At 74.0% G+C, this 15850-nt stretch carries 13 protein-coding genes and 1 pseudogene; 9 read left to right on the top strand and 5 right to left on the bottom strand.

Annotation, left to right across the window (positions count from 1 at the left end; genetic code table 11):
* Window positions 1-10: 10 nt before the first annotated feature.
* Window positions 11-3211, bottom strand: coding sequence for an amino acid adenylation domain-containing protein (locus ACWEPF_RS18040; RefSeq protein ID WP_452173426.1), 3201 nt, complete (start codon window positions 3209-3211; stop codon window positions 11-13).
* A gap of 194 nt (window positions 3212-3405) precedes the next feature.
* Here ACWEPF_RS18040 and ACWEPF_RS18035 point away from each other — a divergent pair, with 194 nt between their 5' ends.
* From ACWEPF_RS18035 to ACWEPF_RS18005, 7 genes and pseudogenes are all read left to right on the top strand, one after another.
* A complete protein-coding gene (locus ACWEPF_RS18035) occupies window positions 3406-6519 on the top strand; it encodes a putative bifunctional diguanylate cyclase/phosphodiesterase (protein ID WP_452173341.1) in 3114 nt (1037 codons plus the stop codon).
* Window positions 6520-6552: 33 nt separating this feature from the next.
* Complete coding sequence (locus tag ACWEPF_RS18030) at window positions 6553-7008, top strand: hypothetical protein (protein ID WP_452173340.1); 456 nt, start codon at window positions 6553-6555, stop codon at window positions 7006-7008.
* 212 nt (window positions 7009-7220) lie between these two features.
* The gene (locus tag ACWEPF_RS18025; RefSeq protein WP_452173339.1) at window positions 7221-7910 is read left to right on the top strand and encodes a hypothetical protein; all 690 of its coding nucleotides are present in this window, start codon (window positions 7221-7223) and stop codon (window positions 7908-7910) included.
* A 71-nt stretch (window positions 7911-7981) separates the two neighbouring features.
* A pseudogene (locus tag ACWEPF_RS18020) lies at window positions 7982-8458 on the top strand (DUF4396 domain-containing protein); the annotation flags it as partial.
* Window positions 8459-8599: 141 nt separating this feature from the next.
* Entirely contained in the window at window positions 8600-8965 is a 366-nt protein-coding gene (locus tag ACWEPF_RS18015) for a DUF6153 family protein (RefSeq protein ID WP_452173338.1), read from the top strand.
* A gap of 56 nt (window positions 8966-9021) precedes the next feature.
* Window positions 9022-9654 carry a DUF305 domain-containing protein gene (locus tag ACWEPF_RS18010; RefSeq protein ID WP_452173337.1) on the top strand — a complete coding sequence of 211 codons (633 nt, stop codon included), beginning with the start codon at window positions 9022-9024 and terminating at the stop codon, window positions 9652-9654.
* 156 nt (window positions 9655-9810) lie between these two features.
* On the top strand, window positions 9811-10020 hold the full coding sequence (locus ACWEPF_RS18005; protein WP_345288757.1) for a DUF4287 domain-containing protein: 210 nt from the start codon (window positions 9811-9813) through the stop codon (window positions 10018-10020).
* Window positions 10021-10028: 8 nt separating this feature from the next.
* On the opposite strand, the gene ACWEPF_RS18000 is transcribed toward ACWEPF_RS18005, so the two are convergent.
* Window positions 10029-10625: a histidine phosphatase family protein gene (locus ACWEPF_RS18000; protein WP_452173336.1), complete on the bottom strand. Its 597-nt coding sequence runs from the start codon at window positions 10623-10625 to the stop codon at window positions 10029-10031.
* A 295-nt stretch (window positions 10626-10920) separates the two neighbouring features.
* On the opposite strand from ACWEPF_RS18000, the gene ACWEPF_RS17995 reads away from it, so the two are divergent.
* Complete coding sequence (locus ACWEPF_RS17995; RefSeq protein WP_345288756.1) at window positions 10921-11133, top strand: CbtB domain-containing protein; 213 nt, start codon at window positions 10921-10923, stop codon at window positions 11131-11133.
* A 16-nt stretch (window positions 11134-11149) separates the two neighbouring features.
* Window positions 11150-11956 (top strand): CbtA family protein, encoded by an 807-nt coding sequence (locus ACWEPF_RS17990; RefSeq protein WP_452173335.1) that lies wholly within the window; start codon window positions 11150-11152, stop codon window positions 11954-11956.
* Window positions 11957-12082: 126 nt separating this feature from the next.
* On the opposite strand, the gene cutA is transcribed toward ACWEPF_RS17990, so the two are convergent.
* The 3 genes from cutA to ACWEPF_RS17975 form a co-directional block, all read right to left on the bottom strand.
* Window positions 12083-12397 (bottom strand): divalent-cation tolerance protein CutA, encoded by a 315-nt coding sequence (gene cutA / locus ACWEPF_RS17985; protein WP_452173334.1) that lies wholly within the window; start codon window positions 12395-12397, stop codon window positions 12083-12085.
* Window positions 12398-12417: 20 nt separating this feature from the next.
* A complete protein-coding gene (locus ACWEPF_RS17980) occupies window positions 12418-13767 on the bottom strand; it encodes an SdrD B-like domain-containing protein (protein WP_452173333.1) in 1350 nt (449 codons plus the stop codon).
* A gap of 149 nt (window positions 13768-13916) precedes the next feature.
* Window positions 13917-15284: a PepSY-associated TM helix domain-containing protein gene (locus ACWEPF_RS17975; protein WP_452173332.1), complete on the bottom strand. Its 1368-nt coding sequence runs from the start codon at window positions 15282-15284 to the stop codon at window positions 13917-13919.
* Window positions 15285-15850: the final 566 nt, after the last annotated feature.

Genomic DNA, 15850 nt, shown 5'->3' with positions numbered 1-15850 from the left:
CACCGCCAGGTCACTCCACCGCCCCGGCCGTGGCCGGTGGCAGGAAGCCGGTGCCGATCAGGTGCTTGAGGTAGCGGTCCAGCAGGGCCGCGTCCACCGGCGGGAAGGTGATCCCGCTGCCGGCCAGCCCGGCCACCAGCCGCTCCCGCCCGAAGCGGGGGAAGGTGCGCCGGAAGTACATCTCGCTGACGGTCAGCTCGGGCCGCCCGGCGCAGGGGTCAACGAACAGCGGCAGGAACGGCGTGGCCGGGTGGGTCGGGTGCCCGGCGGCGTACTCGGCGTAGCGGCTGACCCAGTCCCGGTAGGGGAGTTCCTCCACGGGGTACCCGAAGGTCCGCAGCCGGGCGGCCAGTTCGCCGATCAGCGGGTGCCCGGGGTCGGTGGTCAGGTGGTACGCCTGGCCGGTCGCCTCCTGGTGGGTGGCCAGGTGGACCAGGGCGCGGGCGAAGCAGTCCGCGGGCAGGAAGTCCAGCGGCAGGTCGACGTCGGGGGCGCACCCGGCGTCGGCGAAGAGCCGGATCAGCGCGCACATCTCGGTGCCGGAGTTCATCACCCCGGTGTCCTGGGCCCCGGTGACGTCGTTCAACCGGTGCACCGCGACCGGGAGTCCGGCCTCGGTGGCCTGCCGGAGCAGCTCCTCGGCCACCCACTTGGTCTCCGCGTAGCCCACCGAGAGGTGCTCGGGGAAGCCCAGCGGGGTGTCCTCGGTGACCTGGCGGACCCCGGCCGCGCCCTGGCCGGCCAGCACCGACATGCTGGAGACGTGGTGCAGCGGGATCCCGCGCGACCACCCGGCCAGCCGGATCAGTTCGCGCACCCCGGCCACGTTCGCGGCGCTCAACTCGCCGTACGGATAGACGAAGTTGACCCGGGCCCCGCAGTTGACCACCAGGTCCAGGGTGTCGCCGAGCTCGCCGAACTCCCGCTCCGTGAGCCCGAGCAGTGGCTGCCCGAGGTCCCCGAGCACCGGCACCACCCGGTCGGCCCGCGGGCCGTCCAGCGGATCGCGCAGCAGGTGCCGCAGCCCGGCCGCGCGCAGCCGGGCCAGCGCGGCCCTCGGGTCGTCTCCCCGCAGCAGGCAGTGCACCCGGGCGTCGGTGCCGGTCAGCAGCTCGTCCAGCAGGTGGATGCCGCAGAAGCCGGTGGCGCCGGTGAGCAGGACCTCGCGCGGGTGGCGCCAGTCCGGCGGCGGCCCGCCGTCCAGGCGGACCGGGACGTCGAGCACCGACTCGGCGGCGAAGTCGGTCGGCCGGTCGCCGGAGGCGAGGGTCCCGGCCCGGGCGGCCTGGGTGTGCCGGGTGAACGCGGCCAGCGTCGGCTCCTGGAGCAACGCCCTTGTGAGCGAGCGCAGTTGGCTGACGCCGATGCCGAACATGATCCGCGCCCGGGCCAGCATCTCGGTGGCCAGCAGCGAGTCGCCGCCGATCACGAAGAAGTCGTCCTCGGGGCCGACCTGCTCCAACTGGAGGATGCGGGACCAGAGTTCGGCCACGCCGGTGCCCAGCGGGGAGGCCTGGTCCGGCTCGCGGCCGGCCAGCGGCGGGGTGGAGAGCAGCAGGCCGCGGCGGTCCAGTTTCCCGTTGTGGTCCAGCGGCAGCTCGGCCAGCTCGGCCAGCCGCGGCGGGACCATGTAGCGGGGGAGCCGCTCGGACAGGTGGGAGCGCAGCTCCTGCTCGGTCACCGGTGCGCGGGTGGTGTAGAAGGCGGCCAGCGCGCCGTCCTCTGGCACCGCCACCGCCTGGTCGACCGCCGGGTGGGCGGCCAGCGCGGCCTCCAGTTCGGCCGGGTCCACCCGGTAGCCGCGGATCTTCACCTGCCGGTCCCGCCGGCCGAGGTACTCCAGCTCGCCGTCGGGCCTGCGCCGCGCGAGGTCCCCGGTGCGGTACATCCGCGCCCCGGGGACCTCGGAGAACGGGTCGGGCAGGAAGAGACCGGCGGTCCGCCCCGGCTGGTGCCACAGCCCGATCGCCACCCCGGCCCCGCCCACGTACAGCTCCCCGGTCTCCCCGTCCGGGACGGGCCGCAGGCGCTCGTCCAGCAGGTGCACGGTGGCGCCGGCCACCGGGTGCCCGATCGGCACCGGGGCGTCCTCCGGCCCGGTCAGCAGGGCCGGGGAGAGTTCGCAGAGGGTGGAGGTGATCGTCGTCTCGGTCAGTCCGTAGGCGTTCACCAGCCGTACCCCGGGCCGCAGGCGGAACCAGCGGCGGCAGTCCTCGGCCGCGACCGCCTCGCCGCCGACGATCATCAGGCGCAGCCCGAACGGGCTCCGGTCGTCCCGCTCGATGGCGTTCTGGTACTGGTGCCAGTACGCGGGCGTCAGGTCGGCCACGGTGATCCGGTGCGCGGCCAGCCGTCCCCAGAGTTCGCTCGGAGCGCACCCGCGGCGGTCCGCCAGCACCACCGTGGCCCCGGCGGTGAGTGGTGCGAACAGCTGCTCCAGCGAGGTGTCGAAGCCGAGCGCGGCCAGCTGGAACACCCGGTCACCGGGCCCCAGTCCGTACGCCTCGACCAGTCCGGCGAGCACGGTGGCCAGCGAGCGGTGACTGACCATCACCCCCTTCGGGGTGCCGCTGGAGCCGGAGGTGTAGATCAGGTAGGCCGGGGTGTCGGCCCCCGGCGGCGCCAGCTCCGGCGGGACCGTCGGGGTCTCCTCCTCGGGGCCGTCCACCGCGAGGGAGTGCGGCACCAGCCAGGTGTGCGCCGAGTCGGTGAGCACCAGGCCCGAGCCCGAGTCCTCGATCAGCCTGGTCAGGCGCTGCCGGGGCAGCCCCGGATCCAGCGGCAGGAAGGCCGCCCCGGCGCGCAGCACGGCCAGCAGCGCGACCACCAGGTTCGGGCTCCGGTCATGACAGACCGTCACCAGCGGCTGCGCTCCGGGGCCGTGCCCGTTCCCGGAGCCGTGGGCGACGCCGTGGGCGCGCAGCCGGGCGGCCAGCAGGTCCGCCCTGCGGTCCAACTCCCCGTAATCGAGCGATCCGTGTTCCGAAATCACCGCCGGGTGGTCCGGCATTTCCCGCGCGCGGTCCGCGACGAGTTCCGGTACCGTACGCACGTCGGGCCCGGCCGGGGAATTCGGCCGGATATCCGTCCAGCTCGCGTCCACCCGCGCCGCGCACTCCTCGGCCGACCCTGCCGGGCCCACCTGTCGCCAGCCCTGCGGGATTTCCGACGGCGCGGGCCAGAGGGCGTACTGCCCTTGGTCGTTGACCACCGTCACCCGCGATTCACGGTCTGCCACCTCGGCCCTCCCGGTGTGCTCCGGAGCCCCCTGGTGATCTGTTTCCGAATATACGCGCTGAATAACCGACAGGTATCCTGGTCGGGAATTCCATTCGCTCTCCGTGCCCAGAGGCCGCGATGACACGATGGCGTTGGCCGTACCCGGCGCTCGTCCTCCTCGTCTGGATGGCGTTCCTGACGTCGATGTACTACGCGCACCCGGATCAGCGGATCATCTGGTGGACCGGCATTGGCCTGAGCGGCGTGACGGCCATCGTGATCGGTACGCTCCGCAACCGCCCGACCCACCCGCTCCCGTGGTTCCTGCTCGCGGCGGCCAACCTCTCCTTCACCGCCGGTGAGGTCGCCGAGGTGGTGCAGACCGAACTGCTCGGCAGGGTCAACCCGTTCCCCTCGATCTCGGACGGCTTCTACCTGCTCACCTACCCGTTCTACGCGGCGGGTCTGCTGGTCTTCGTCCGCCGCCGCAGCGCCGGCCGGGACCGCGGCAGCCTGCTCGACGCGCTCACCATCACCGCCGGCCTGGGGCTGCTGCTCTGGATCTACCTGGTGCTGCCCTCCGCACAGAACTCCGAACTCACCTGGACCCAGAAGGCGTTCTCGATCGCCTACCCGCTCGGCGACATCCTGGTGCTGGCCCTGCTGCTGCGGCTGCTGGTGCCGCACGGACCGCGCAGCTGGTCGCTGCGGCTGCTCACCGTCGGCACCCTCGGGATGCTGACCTCCGACATCGCCTTCGGCCTGATCCAGCTGCACGGCATGTGGCGGATCGGCACGCCGGTGGACCTCGGCTGGGCGGCGTTCTACACCGCCTGGGGCGTGGCCGCGCTGCACCCGTCGATGGTCACCATGACCAGGCCCGCGCTCCGCGCCCGCACCCCGGACGTGGCCCGCGGCCGGATCGTGCTGCTCACCGCCGCCGCCCTGGTCGCCCCGGCGATCCTGATGGTGGACGCCTTCGCCGGGGACATCAGCAACGTCGGCGTGGTGGCCGCCTTCTCCGGCCTGCTCTACCTGTTGGTGCTGGCCCGGCTGGCCCTGGTGGTCTCCACCCACCGCGAGGCGGTGGCCCGCGAGCGGGTGCTGCGGGTGGCGGTCAGTTCGCTGGCCTCCTCCACCCGGGTGGAGGAGGTCGCGGCCGCGCTGCGGGCCGCGGTGGCCGCGCTGCCCCCGGCCGACCCGCGCCGCCGGGTGCTGCTCGGGTTGAGCGACCACGGCCGGGTCCGGTTCCAGCTCGCCCACCGCCGGGACGGAGACGTGCCCCTGCTCCAAGTGCCGCGCGCAGTCCACCTGTTGGCCGCAACCAAACGCACCCACCAGTGCCGGGCCGCGGACCTCGGCGCCCAGCTCTCCGGCGAGCTGGCCGGTGCCCCGCACGCCCTGGTCTGCCCGCTGGCCCTCCAGGACCGCCCCACCGGTGACCCGCTGATCGGCGTGCTGATCGTCGGCGGTGCGGAACAGGAGCTGACCGCCCTCACCGACACCCTCGGCGCGCTCACCTCGCAGGCCGCGCTGGCCCTGGAGCGGATCACCCTGAGCCAGGAGGTCAACCGCCGCAACAGCGAGGCCTACTTCCGCAGCCTGGTGCAGAACGCCTCCGACGTGATCCTGATCCTCGACGAGGACGACCGGGTCCGGTACGCCTCCACCTCGGCCGACCGGGTGCTCGGCCACCCCGGCCTGGTGGGCACCCCGATCGTCTCCCTGGTGCCCCCCGAGGAGGCGCTCGCGGTGGTCGGCGCGCTGGAGCAGATGCGCGGTCCGGGCACCCGGGAGCGTCAGGAGCACTGGCGGATGCTGCGCCCCGACGGCGTGCTGATCGAGGTCGAGGTCCGGCACAGCGACCTGCGGGCCGACCCGACCGTGGCCGGCCTGGTGCTGACCCTGCGCGACGTCACCGAGCAGCGCCAGCTGGAGCGGGAGCTGAGCCACCGGGCCTTCCACGACTCGCTCACCGGCCTGGCCAACCGGGTGCTCTTCCACGACCGGGTCACCCAGGCGTTCCGGCGCGGCGAGCGCGGTGGGCAGGCCGCCGGCGTGCTGCTGATCGACATCGACGACTTCAAGGTGGTCAACGACACCATGGGCCACAGCGTCGGCGACGAGCTGCTGGTCGCCGTCTCGCTCCGGCTGGCGAGCATGGCCCGGGCCTCCGACACCGCCGCCCGGCTCGGCGGCGACGAGTTCGCCGTCCTGCTGGAGGACGCCCGCGGCCCGGAGGACGCCGAGGGCTTCGCCGAGCACGTGATCCGGGCCTTCGACGAGCCGTTCCGGCTCAGCGGCGGCCCGCTGAACGTCTCGATCAGCCTGGGCGTGGCCACCACCGAGGACAGCGGCGACTCGACCGAGCTGCTCACCCACGCCGACCTGGCGATGTACGCGGCCAAGGCGGCCGGCAAGCGGCAGTGGCGGCGGTTCCAGCCGGTCCTCCAGGAGGGCATGATCGAGCGCCACGAGCTCCAGGAGAGCCTGCACAGCGCCGTCGCCGACTCCTCGTTCAACCTGCTCTACCAGCCGATCGTGGCGCTCGACACCGGGAGCCTGGCGGGCTTCGAGGCCCTGGTGCGCTGGCCGCACGCGAAGCGCGGGCAGGTGCCGCCGGAACAGTTCATCAACCTGGCGGAGGAGAGCGGGCAGATCGTCCCGCTGGGGGCCTGGGTGCTCGGCCGGGCCACCGCCGAGGCGGCCCGCTGGCGGCTGGCCGGGCCGGTGGCCGGGGCGGGCCCCGGCGCCGCTCCGTGCGATCGGTACGTCAGCGTCAACGTCTCGGCCCGCCAGTTCCGCGATCCGGGCTTCGTGGACGTGGTCCGGGAGACCCTCGACCGGGTCGGCATGGAACCTGACTCGCTGGTGCTCGAGTTGACGGAGAGCGTGCTGATGCGCCGTGACGACCGGGTCCGCGCGGACCTGATGACGCTCAGCGAGCTCGGCGTCCGCCTGGCCATCGACGACTTCGGTACCGGGTACTCCTCGCTGAGCTACCTGCGGGAGTTCCCGATCACCATCCTGAAGATCGACAAGTCCTTCATCGACGGCCTGGACGACTCGCCGCAGCAGTACGCCCTGGTGGAGGGCATCACCCGGATCGCCGAGACCCTGGGCGTGCGGGTGATCGCCGAGGGCATCGAGACCGCCCGGCAGCGCGAACTGCTGGCCAAGATGGGCTGCCCGCTCGGCCAGGGCTACCTCTTCGACCGCCCGATGGAGCCGGAGCAGGTGGAGGCCCTGGTGCGCAGCGGCACCGACTACCGCTCGCTGACGGGATCCGCCACCCCCTGAGCCCCGGGGCCCGGCTCGGCTAGGATCGCGCCCATGCCAGCCCCCAGCCAGTCACCGAGCCGCGGCCGCCGCCGCGGCAGCGCGGTGGGTTGGTGGGCGGCGCTGCTCCTGGTCCTCACCGTCGCGCTCTCGCACGGGCTGGGCGCCGAGGGCCCCTCGGGGCACCACCTGGCCGGAGCGGTCGCCCGGGCCGACGCGCACGGCGAGCCGCGGACCGCGTCCGCGTCCGACGATCACGGTCACGGCCGTGATCACGGCCATGCCGCCGACGGCGACCAGGGCGGTGACTCCTCGGAGGACGGGCACGGCATGCACGCCTGCCTGTCCGGACAGCCCGACCAGGGGATCGACCTGCCGGTGCCGGGCGCGGCCGTCGCCCTCGCCCTGCCGGAGCCGGCCGGGCACCAATGCGCCGCCGGGACGGCTGGGCGGGCCGAGGCCCGGCCACCTCCGGCTGACGGGCCGTCACCGGGCAGGCTGCGGATTTAGCGGGGCCCACCCGCGCGCGTTCCACCGACGGACGCCGTGCGGGTCACGCCCCCGCTCCGCCGTGCCCGCGTGTCGTTCCTCGCCGTGGGCAGCGGCTCCGCCACGCGCCCGAAGGCCGGCCCATGTCCTCCTCCGCCCCACCAGTCCGCTCCTCCGTCGGTACGCGTGGCCGTTCGCGTCCCGGCCCGCCCCCACCGTCCGGTCCGTCCGGCTTGCACGCCCCGCCGAGGTCGGGAGGCCGCCGCCGGGCCAGACCCAGGCAGCCCGGGCTGCTCGGCCGCTACCTCGGGTACGTCGGCTACTTCGTCGGCGCCGGGCTGATCAGCGGGGCCGTGGTGCACCACCCGCTCGACCCGGCCCGCTACACCGTGATCGGCCTGGCCGGGGCCGCCGTGTTCCTCTGCGCGGCCGTCCTCGCCGAGGTGCAGGGCCCGGGCCGGACCTCGCCCGGGCGGCTGGTGCTGGTGCTGGGCAGTTCGCTCGCGCTCTCCTTCGGGATCGGGATGCTGAGCGGCGGCCTCCAGCACTTCGAGGACTTCCCGGCGCGCGCCGCCGTGCTGATCCCGCTGGGTCTGCTGCTCTCCTTCCTCGCCTACACCGCCAAGGAGGCCGAGCGCCCCGCCCGCCGGATCCTCGGCCTGCCGGGCCTCGCGGTGCTGGTGGTCGCCCTGGTGGCGTACGCCGGGCTGCGCCAGGTCGCGGCCGGGCTCGACGTCCCGTCGGGCGGCCACAGCCACGGGAGCGGCGGCGAGGAGCACGAGGAGGCCCCGGCGGCGCCCGCGTCCGCACCGGCCCCGGCGCCGTCCGCGGCGGCGCCCACCTCCGTACCACCGGTGTCACCCCCGCCGGCGAGCCCGAAGCCGAGCGGCACCGGGCACTTCGCCGACGGGCACAAGCACTGATTGCCAGATACCCCCAGGGGGTATATCTTCTGAGTCGTCCGAGAGGGCGAACGAGAGCACGGGGAGAGCTCATGAACCAGCACCAGCACCACATGCACCACGGGCACGGGTCGAGCGGCGGAAGCTGGCGCGGCGCGGCGCAGGCGACCCTGCACTGCCTCACCGGCTGCGCCATCGGCGAGGTGCTCGGCATGATCATCGGAACCGCCCTCGGGCTCCACAACGGTGCGACCGTGGTCATCTCGATCGCCCTGGCCTTCGTCTTCGGCTACGCGCTCACCATGCGGGGCGTCCTGAAGGCGGGGCTCGACCTGGGCAGCGCCCTGAAGGTCGCGCTGGCGGCCGACACCGTCTCGATCATCGTGATGGAGATCGTGGACAACTCGGTCATGGTCGGTGTGCCGGGGGCGATGGACGCGGGTCTGGACAGCGTGCTGTTCTGGGTCTCGCTGGCCTTCTCGCTGGTGGTCGCCTTCCTGCTGACCGTCCCGGTGAACCGCTGGCTGATCGCCCGGGGCAAGGGCCACGCGGTGGTGCACGCCTACCACGGCGGGGGCCACGAGGGTCACGCCGGACACGAAGGCCACCACGACCACGCGGGTCACCACGGCCACGAAGGCCACGAGGGTCACCAGCACCACCAGCACCACTGATCCGGCAACGAACCACGATCCGCTGAGGACATCACCGTGCACCCCGAGCACCGCCGACGCCGAGCCCCCGCGAGGGTGCTGCTCGTCCTGGTCGCGCTGCTCGGGGTGCTCGGCATGCACGGGCTCGGCGCGGTTCCGGCCCCACCCGCTCCCGTGGTCGCGATGGCGGCGGGGGAGCACCACCACGAGGCCCCCGGGAGCGGTGGCGGGCACGACCTGCACGCCGGGCCGATGTGCCTGGCGGGTGCGGTGGCCGCGCCGTTCGCCCCGCCGCCGCCCGGGCCGGCGCCGTTGGGGGTGGCGGCCCGGACGGCCTGCCCGGTGGGCGGGTTGACGGGTGGTCGGCCGGAGGGCGGCCGGGCTCCGCCCGACCTGACGGAGTTGCAGGTCCTGCGCAGATAGGGGAGGCCGGTCGACCCAGCCCCCCGAACGATCCAGTCGCAGGAGAACCAACACCCATGAACAGCAAGCTGATCCGTCGTACCTCGCTCGCCACCGCCGCGCTCCTCGCGGGTGGTCTGCTGCTGACCGCCTGCGGCAGCGGCGGCTCCTCGCACGCCGGCGGCCACTCCGGTGCCCCGGCCACCGCCTCGGCGTCCGCCCCGGCGGTCGCCGGCGCCAAGCCGTACAACGCGACCGACCTGGCCTTCGTGCAGGGGATGATCCCGCACCACCGGCAGGCGTTGGAGATGGCCGAGCTGGCCGGCTCGCGGGCCGCCGCGCCGGAGGTGAAGCAGCTCGCCGAGCAGATCCGCAAGGCGCAGGATCCGGAGATCACCACCATGTCCGGCTGGCTGACCACCTGGGGCGAGCAGGTGCCCCAGGCGGGCGGGGTCCACTCCGGCCACGGCGCCGGGGCGAGCGGCATGATGAGCGAGGCCGAGATGGCCTCGCTCGGGGAGGCCACCGGGGCGGCCTTCGACAAGGCCTTCCTCAAGCTGATGGTGGCTCACCACACCGGTGCGGTCACGATGGCCGAGGAGGAGAAGGCCAAGGGCGCGTTCGGCCCGGCCAAGGAGCTGGCCGGGGCGGTGATCACCGGTCAGAGCGCCGAGATCGCGACCATGAACGGGCTGCTCGCCAAGGGCTGATCCGCGTCGGTGGGGGCGCCGGTGCCGCACGAGGCACCGGCGCCCCCCTGGATGTGACGCGGGTCATAGGCTCGTGCCGATGAGTCGGGGACCGCCGCACGGTCCACCCTCAGGAGAACGCGGATCGCGTACCGCACGAGAGACAGGACGACCGAGATGGCCGAGAACGCCGTGAAGGGCCCCGCCAGCTACTTCCCCTCCATCGAGAAGAAGTACGGCCGCCCGATCGCCGAGTGGCAGGAGCTGATCCGCAGCTCCCCGCTGACCAAGCACATGGAGCTGGTCGCCTGGCTGAAGGCCGAGCACGGCCTCGGCCACGGTCACGCCAACGCCTTGGTCGCCGCCACCCTGGCGGAGGGCAAGTAGCGCTCGGGTCAGAGGAGTTCGAGCGGGCGGCCGCAGCGGAGGTTCCAGCGTCCGGTGCGGCCGCTCAGCTCCGTGGCGGTGAGCGGGGGGACGTCGATCCGCCAGAAGGAGGCCGGCGGGGCGCCGAGGGCGTGCAGGGCGGCGGCGCGGACGAGTTCCGGTTCGGCGACGGCCAGCACGCGGCCGTCGGGGTGGGCGTCGGCGAGCGCGTCCAGCCAGCCGGCCACCCGGGCGCACAGGGCGGTGAGCGGTTCGCCGCCGTGCGGGGCGGCCTCCGGGTCGGTCAGCCACTGGGCGAGGGCGGCCGGTTCGGTGGTGGTCAGCTCCTCGAGGGTGCGGCCGCGCCAGCGGCCCATCGACCAGGCGGCCAGGGCGGGTTCGGGGACGGCGGGGAGGTCCAGCGCCTCGGCGGTCTCACGGCAGCGGGCCGTGGGGGAGTGCACGGTGGTGCGGAAGGTGACGGAGTGACGGCCGCTTCGCAGTGCGGCCCCCGCTTCGGCCGCCCGGGCCCGTCCGGAGGGGTCGAGACCTGCGCCGTCCTCGAAGGCGGCGGCCCGCAGCTCCGCACCGATGGCCGGTGAGATGAACGTCACCCGCGTGGTCACCTGTCACTCCCGTTCTGTCCAACTGCCGTTCCCCGGGGCGGGATCGCGAGCGGAACGGCGCGTTTCGCCGAGGCCCGCGCCGTCCCGCGCTCCCTTGGCCGCTGCACCCGAATGGCGGTACGGTTCGCAGCGACATGACGACGGCAGGACGGAAGCCGGTGGGAAACCGGCACGGTCGCGCCACTGTATGCCGACAGCGCCCTACCTCGGTGCGGGAGTTGGCGGTGAGTCAGACCCGATGGCCGTCGTTCGAGCTCCAACGACTGGGACGCGCGTTCCCCAAGGAGGTCCTGCCATGGCACAGGCCATCGTCTCCCCCGCCGCCGAAGCGGCCGGGAGCCTTCCCGTCCGGGCGATCCTGCCCTGGGCGCTGTTCGTCGGCACCCTGATGCTCGTCGCCCTCTACTTCGTGGGCGCCGAACAGGGCGCCACCTCCGTCTTCTCCGGTGCGGGTGTGCACGAGTGGGTGCACGACGCCCGCCACCTGCTCGGTTTCCCCTGCCACTGACGGAGCGCCGCACAACATGCCTGCCTCAACTGTCAGAAACCTCCTGGTCCGCGGCATGCTCGCGGGCCTGGTCGCCGGTGTGATCGCCTTCGCCTTCGCCTTCTTCGTGGGGGAGGGGCCGGTCGACCAGTCGATCGCGCAGGAGAGCGCCGCCTCGGCACCGCAGCACGTCCACGGCGGCGATGCCGCCGCCCCGGCGGCTCCGGCCGCCGAGGAGGAAGAGGAGCTGGTCAGCCGGTCGCTGCAGTCGACCGCCGGACTGGCCACCGGTGTCCTGGTCTACGGGGTCGCGCTCGGCGGCATCGCCGCTCTGGTGTACAGCTTCGCGCTCGGCCGGATCGGCCGCTTCTCGCCCAGGGCGTCCGCCGCCCTGGTGTCGGCGGCGGCCTTCACCACCGTCTACCTGGTGCCGTTCCTCAAGTACCCGGCGACGCCGCCCGCGGTCGGCAATCCGGACACCATCGGGAAGCGCACCACGCTCTTCTTCCTGATGATCCTGTTGAGCGTGCTCCTCGGGGTGGCGGCCCTGATCCTGGGCCGCCGTCTGGCACCGAGGCTGGGCAACTGGAACGCCTCGGTGGTGGCCGGCCTCGCCTTCGCGGTGGCCGTCACCTTGGCGTTCGTCCTGCTGCCGGGCAACGGTGACGCGATCAAGGACACCTTCCCGGCCGCCGTGCTCTGGAAGTTCCGGGTGGCCACGCTGGGCATCCAGGTCGTCCTCTGGGCCGCCTTCGGGCTGGTCTTCGGCCAGCTGGCGGAGCGCCTCCTGGCACCCCGTCAGGCCCCGGCCACCCCGAGGGCGGCCGCCGTCCCGGCCGCCTGACCCGCACCACCCCGCTCCACTCCTCGGGGCCCGCCGCACGCGCGACCGTCGGCGGGCCCCGAGGCATGTCCGGGCCCGGACCGGGCGAGGCGGCGGGCCCCGAGCGGCGGACCGGGCGCCGACTCCTCAGCGGGTCTCGGCGGCGAGCCAGTCCAGGTAGGCGGGGCTGCCGTCGGTGACCGGCACGGCGATCAGCTCGGGGGTGTCGTAGGAGTGCCGGGCGGTGATGAACTCCCGTAGTCCGGCGGCCAGTCCGGCGCGGGTCTTGAGGTCGATCCGCCACTCCTCGGAGTCCTGGACCTCGCCGTCCCACCAGTAGACCGACCGGACGGGGTAGACCTGGGCGCAGGCGGCCAGCCGCTCCCGTACCGCGGCCCCGGCCAGGTCCCGGGCCTGCTGCTCGCTCTCGTGGGTGGTGGTGACCACCAGGAAGTCCGTCATGGCGGGCAGCCTACGGGCCGTCAGGCGGGCCGTCGGCGCAGGCGTCGCGAGGCGGACAGCGCCGCCGCACCGAGGGCCAGGCAGGCCGCCGAGGCGGCGAGCAGCGGTCCGGTCGGGCGGCCGGAGTCGGCCAACTGCGGGCGGGCGTAGACGGTGAGGCGCTCCTCGCCGGTGACCAGGGCGCCGGTCGCGGTGTGGCCGGTGTAGGCGAAGCCGTCCGGGCCGGTGTAGTCCGGCTCGGGGGTGTAGCGGACCCGGCAGTTGTCCAGGACCTGCACGCTGCCGTGCTTCGGCGGGCGGACGACGGTCAGGTGCTCGCCGCCGCAGAGGGCCTGCGGGAGCCGGATCACCACGGGCTGGTCGTCGCCGGTACGGACCGGCGGCGGGGCAGGGAGTCTGACGGGCCGGCAGGAGAGCGAGAGGTCGGCGCCGGTCACGGCCGGGCCGGCGGTCACGCTCCGGTCGGCCCGCAGGGCGCGGTAGCCCTCGGGCGGAACCACCCGGACCTGGTAGCCCCCGGGCGCCAGGCCGTCGAAGCCGTAGCCGCCGTCGGCGTCCGTCGTGGTGGTGACCGGCTGCCCGCCCGGGCCGGTCACCGGGGCCCCGGTGGAGTCCAGCAGCTCGACGGTGGCGCCGTCGGGCGCGGTGCACCCCTGGGCCGTGACCCGGCCGGAGACGGCGGTGGTGTCGGAGGCGACCCAGACCTGGTACACCGGGACGCCGGTCTGCACCGCGAAGGTGAGGGTCAGGGAGCGGACCGCCTTGACGGGCCGGAACCAGCCCGCGGCGCCCGAGGTGTCGGTCCCGCCGCCGGTCAGCTTGGCGTCGGCCGGGTCCCAGGTCGGCCGGTCGGTCTGGGCGCCGCCGCAGCCCGAGGGCATGGGGGAGCCGGTGCAGTAGTTGAAGGACCCCTGGAAGCCGAGGTCGGCGGAGGTGAGCGCGCTGCCGTCGGCGGCGGTGCCGGAGACGGTGACGGTGTCCGCGTCGACGTCGCCCAGGGCGAAGGCCCAACTGCCCGCCGCCGGGGGCGAGGCGAAGGCGAGGGTGGTGGTGGACGGCGATCCTCCCGAGGCGGTGCGCAGGCTCAGGTAGGTGTGGCCCTGGGAGCTGCCGTACGCCGCGCCGAACGGGGTGGCGCCGTTCAGGAAGGCCGAGTTCCCGCTGGGCACCGTCGGGTTGGTGCTGTCGGTGGTGACCCGGGCGGCGGGGAAGCCGATCGCCGGGTCGGTGAGGGTGCCGCCGGCCCCGGCGACGTTCCACTCCCCGTAGGCCGAGTCGGCGGCCCTGGCGGGCCCGGCGGCGAGCAGGATCAGCGCGGTGGCGGCGGGGAGGGCGGCGGCGCGGAGGCGCCGGCTGGCGGGCCGGGGCATGGGGGAGGTGTCCTGTCCGGTCGGGGGCGTCGGCACCCCGACCCTGCCCGCCCGCCGGTCCCGAAGGCCCGGACACGCCGGGCCGGGTCACCCGGACGGCAGGCCGGGGCGGCTGACCCGCAGTCAGCCGCCCCGGCCCGGACGGTCCGTCAGGCAGTGGTCCGGTGCCGCAGGCCGAGGAGCAGGTCGATGACCAGGAAGGCCAGCAGGGAGAGTCCGAACAGCGGGATGAACCAGCCGATCGGGACGGCCAGCAGGAGCAGGACGACCGTGGCGACCGGGTTCTGCCGCCAGGCGCCCCGGGTGTAGGGGCGGCCCATGACGCCGCCGGTGGGGCGGCGCTGCCACCACATCCGGTAGCCCAGCAGGATCAGGGTGATCACCGCGAGGCCGAGCGCGACCAGCACGATCTGGTTCACCAGGCCGAAGGCGAGGCCCATGTGGAGGTCGATGCCGTAGCGGGTGAGCTTGGCGGCCAGCGGGTAGTCGGCGAAGTCCAGCCGGGAGGTGATGTGCCCGGAGGCCGGGTCCACCGCGATCTGGTCCAGCCGGTCCGGCACCTGACGGTCGATCTCCTTGACCGCGTAGGCCTTGCCGGGCTTGGGCGGGGTGATCTCCAGCGGCCCGTCCAGGCCGGCCTTCCGCGCCGTGGCCAGCACCTGGTCGAGGCCCACCGAACCGGGCGCAGCCTCCCCGGAGCCGCCGTCGGCGGCCTGGTGGCCGGCGTGCTCGGCGCCGACGGTGGTGGAGAGCGAGGGGGTGGACCAGCTGAGCGAGGTGCGCAGGTTCTCGACGTTCTCGCCCGCGTAGGTGGACCAGGTCAGGCCGGTGGCGGAGAGGCCGATCAGGCCGATGGCGGCCCAGAGGCCGACCGCGCCGTGCCAGGAGAGGGTGCGACGGCGTCCCGTCGCCTTCCCGTCCGGGCGCAGGTAGCGCTTGCGGCGGCGGCCGATCCAGAGCCCCAGGCCGCCGAGCACCACGACCCAGAGCCAGCTGGCGGCCAGTTCGCTGTAGAGCCGGCCGGTCTCGCCCAGCAGCAGGCTGGTGTGCAGCTTGTCGAGCGTGGCGCGCAGCGGCAGGGCGCCGGTGGAGCCGTAACTCTCGACCGCCCCCTGCACCTTGGCGGTGTAGGGGTCGACGAAGACGGCGAGCCGGTTGCCCTCGGCCACGTTCGGCGAGTTGAGCAGCACCTGGGTGGTGGCCTCGCGGTCGTCGTAGGTGCGGACCAGCGCGAAGCTGCTCTCGGGGTGGGCGGCGGTGGCGGCGGCCACCTGCTCGGAGAGCGGGCGGGGCGCGGTGCCGACCTGGGAGACCGTCAGTTGGTCGGAGTAGAGGACCTTCTCGATCTGGTACGAGGCACCGTAGAGGGCGCCGGTGCAGGCGGCGACCAGCAGGAAGGGTGCGATCAGGACGCCGGCGTAGAAGTGCAGGCGCAGCAGGAGGGGGCGCAGGCCGACCCAGAAGGGCGGTCTCGGGGTCGCGGCGGCGACGGGCGGGGCTTCTATCTCGGACAGCATGGAGGCAGCTCTCTCCGGCTCGGAGGCGATGTGGCGCGGGCAGTGCGCAGCAGCGGACACCGGGGCGGCCTGAGGGCACGTCACGGCGGAGTGCGGGTCCGCCCGTTGTGCACGCCGGAAGGATCGCACCGGGGCCGGAGACCTGCCCATGAAGCGGACCGGTGGTGCGTCAGAACGGGGCGCCCGGTCGGTTTTCCGGTGCGGCCGTGCGTACCGGAAACGCGTGTGGCTGCGGTGAACGTCACAGCTCAGCGTGCGTGTCGGTGGCCCGACAAGGCGTCGGGCGGATCGTTCGGGTACCTCGCCGGACCTGACGGAGTGTCCGGGCGGAGGGTTTTGCCCATCCGTTATCACCCCGAGGTGGGCATGAGCTGAGGCATGCCTTACTTTACTTGTGGGTGAGGGTGGCCTAAGTGCCCCTCACCCTCCGCATGTCCTTCCCCGTGTCCTTCCCCCCGCCCGTGGAGTCCGCTGATGTCCGTCCGCCGTTCGCACCTCGCCGCGCTGCTCACCGTCGCCGTGGCCGGAGTCGCGCTGACCGCGTGCACCGAGCAGAAGAAGGACGT

This window comes from Kitasatospora sp. NPDC004289, from assembly GCF_053602875.1.
The sequence above is the reverse complement of the archived record's forward strand: the minus strand, read 5'-3'. Positions and strand labels throughout refer to the sequence as shown.

Coding starts and splice junctions, on each gene's coding strand:
- ACWEPF_RS18035 (WP_452173341.1), top strand. CDS start 3,406: ATGGCGTTCCTGACGTCGATGTACTACGCGCACCCGGATCAGCGGATC.
- ACWEPF_RS18010 (WP_452173337.1), top strand. CDS start 9,022: ATGAACAGCAAGCTGATCCGTCGTACCTCGCTCGCCACCGCCGCGCTC.
- ACWEPF_RS17975 (WP_452173332.1), bottom strand. CDS start 15,284: ATGCTGTCCGAGATAGAAGCCCCGCCCGTCGCCGCCGCGACCCCGAGA.
- ACWEPF_RS17995 (WP_345288756.1), top strand. CDS start 10,921: ATGGCACAGGCCATCGTCTCCCCCGCCGCCGAAGCGGCCGGGAGCCTT.
- cutA (WP_452173334.1), bottom strand. CDS start 12,397: ATGACGGACTTCCTGGTGGTCACCACCACCCACGAGAGCGAGCAGCAG.
- ACWEPF_RS18030 (WP_452173340.1), top strand. CDS start 6,553: ATGCCAGCCCCCAGCCAGTCACCGAGCCGCGGCCGCCGCCGCGGCAGC.
- ACWEPF_RS17990 (WP_452173335.1), top strand. CDS start 11,150: ATGCCTGCCTCAACTGTCAGAAACCTCCTGGTCCGCGGCATGCTCGCG.
- ACWEPF_RS18005 (WP_345288757.1), top strand. CDS start 9,811: ATGGCCGAGAACGCCGTGAAGGGCCCCGCCAGCTACTTCCCCTCCATC.
- ACWEPF_RS17980 (WP_452173333.1), bottom strand. CDS start 13,767: ATGCCCCGGCCCGCCAGCCGGCGCCTCCGCGCCGCCGCCCTCCCCGCC.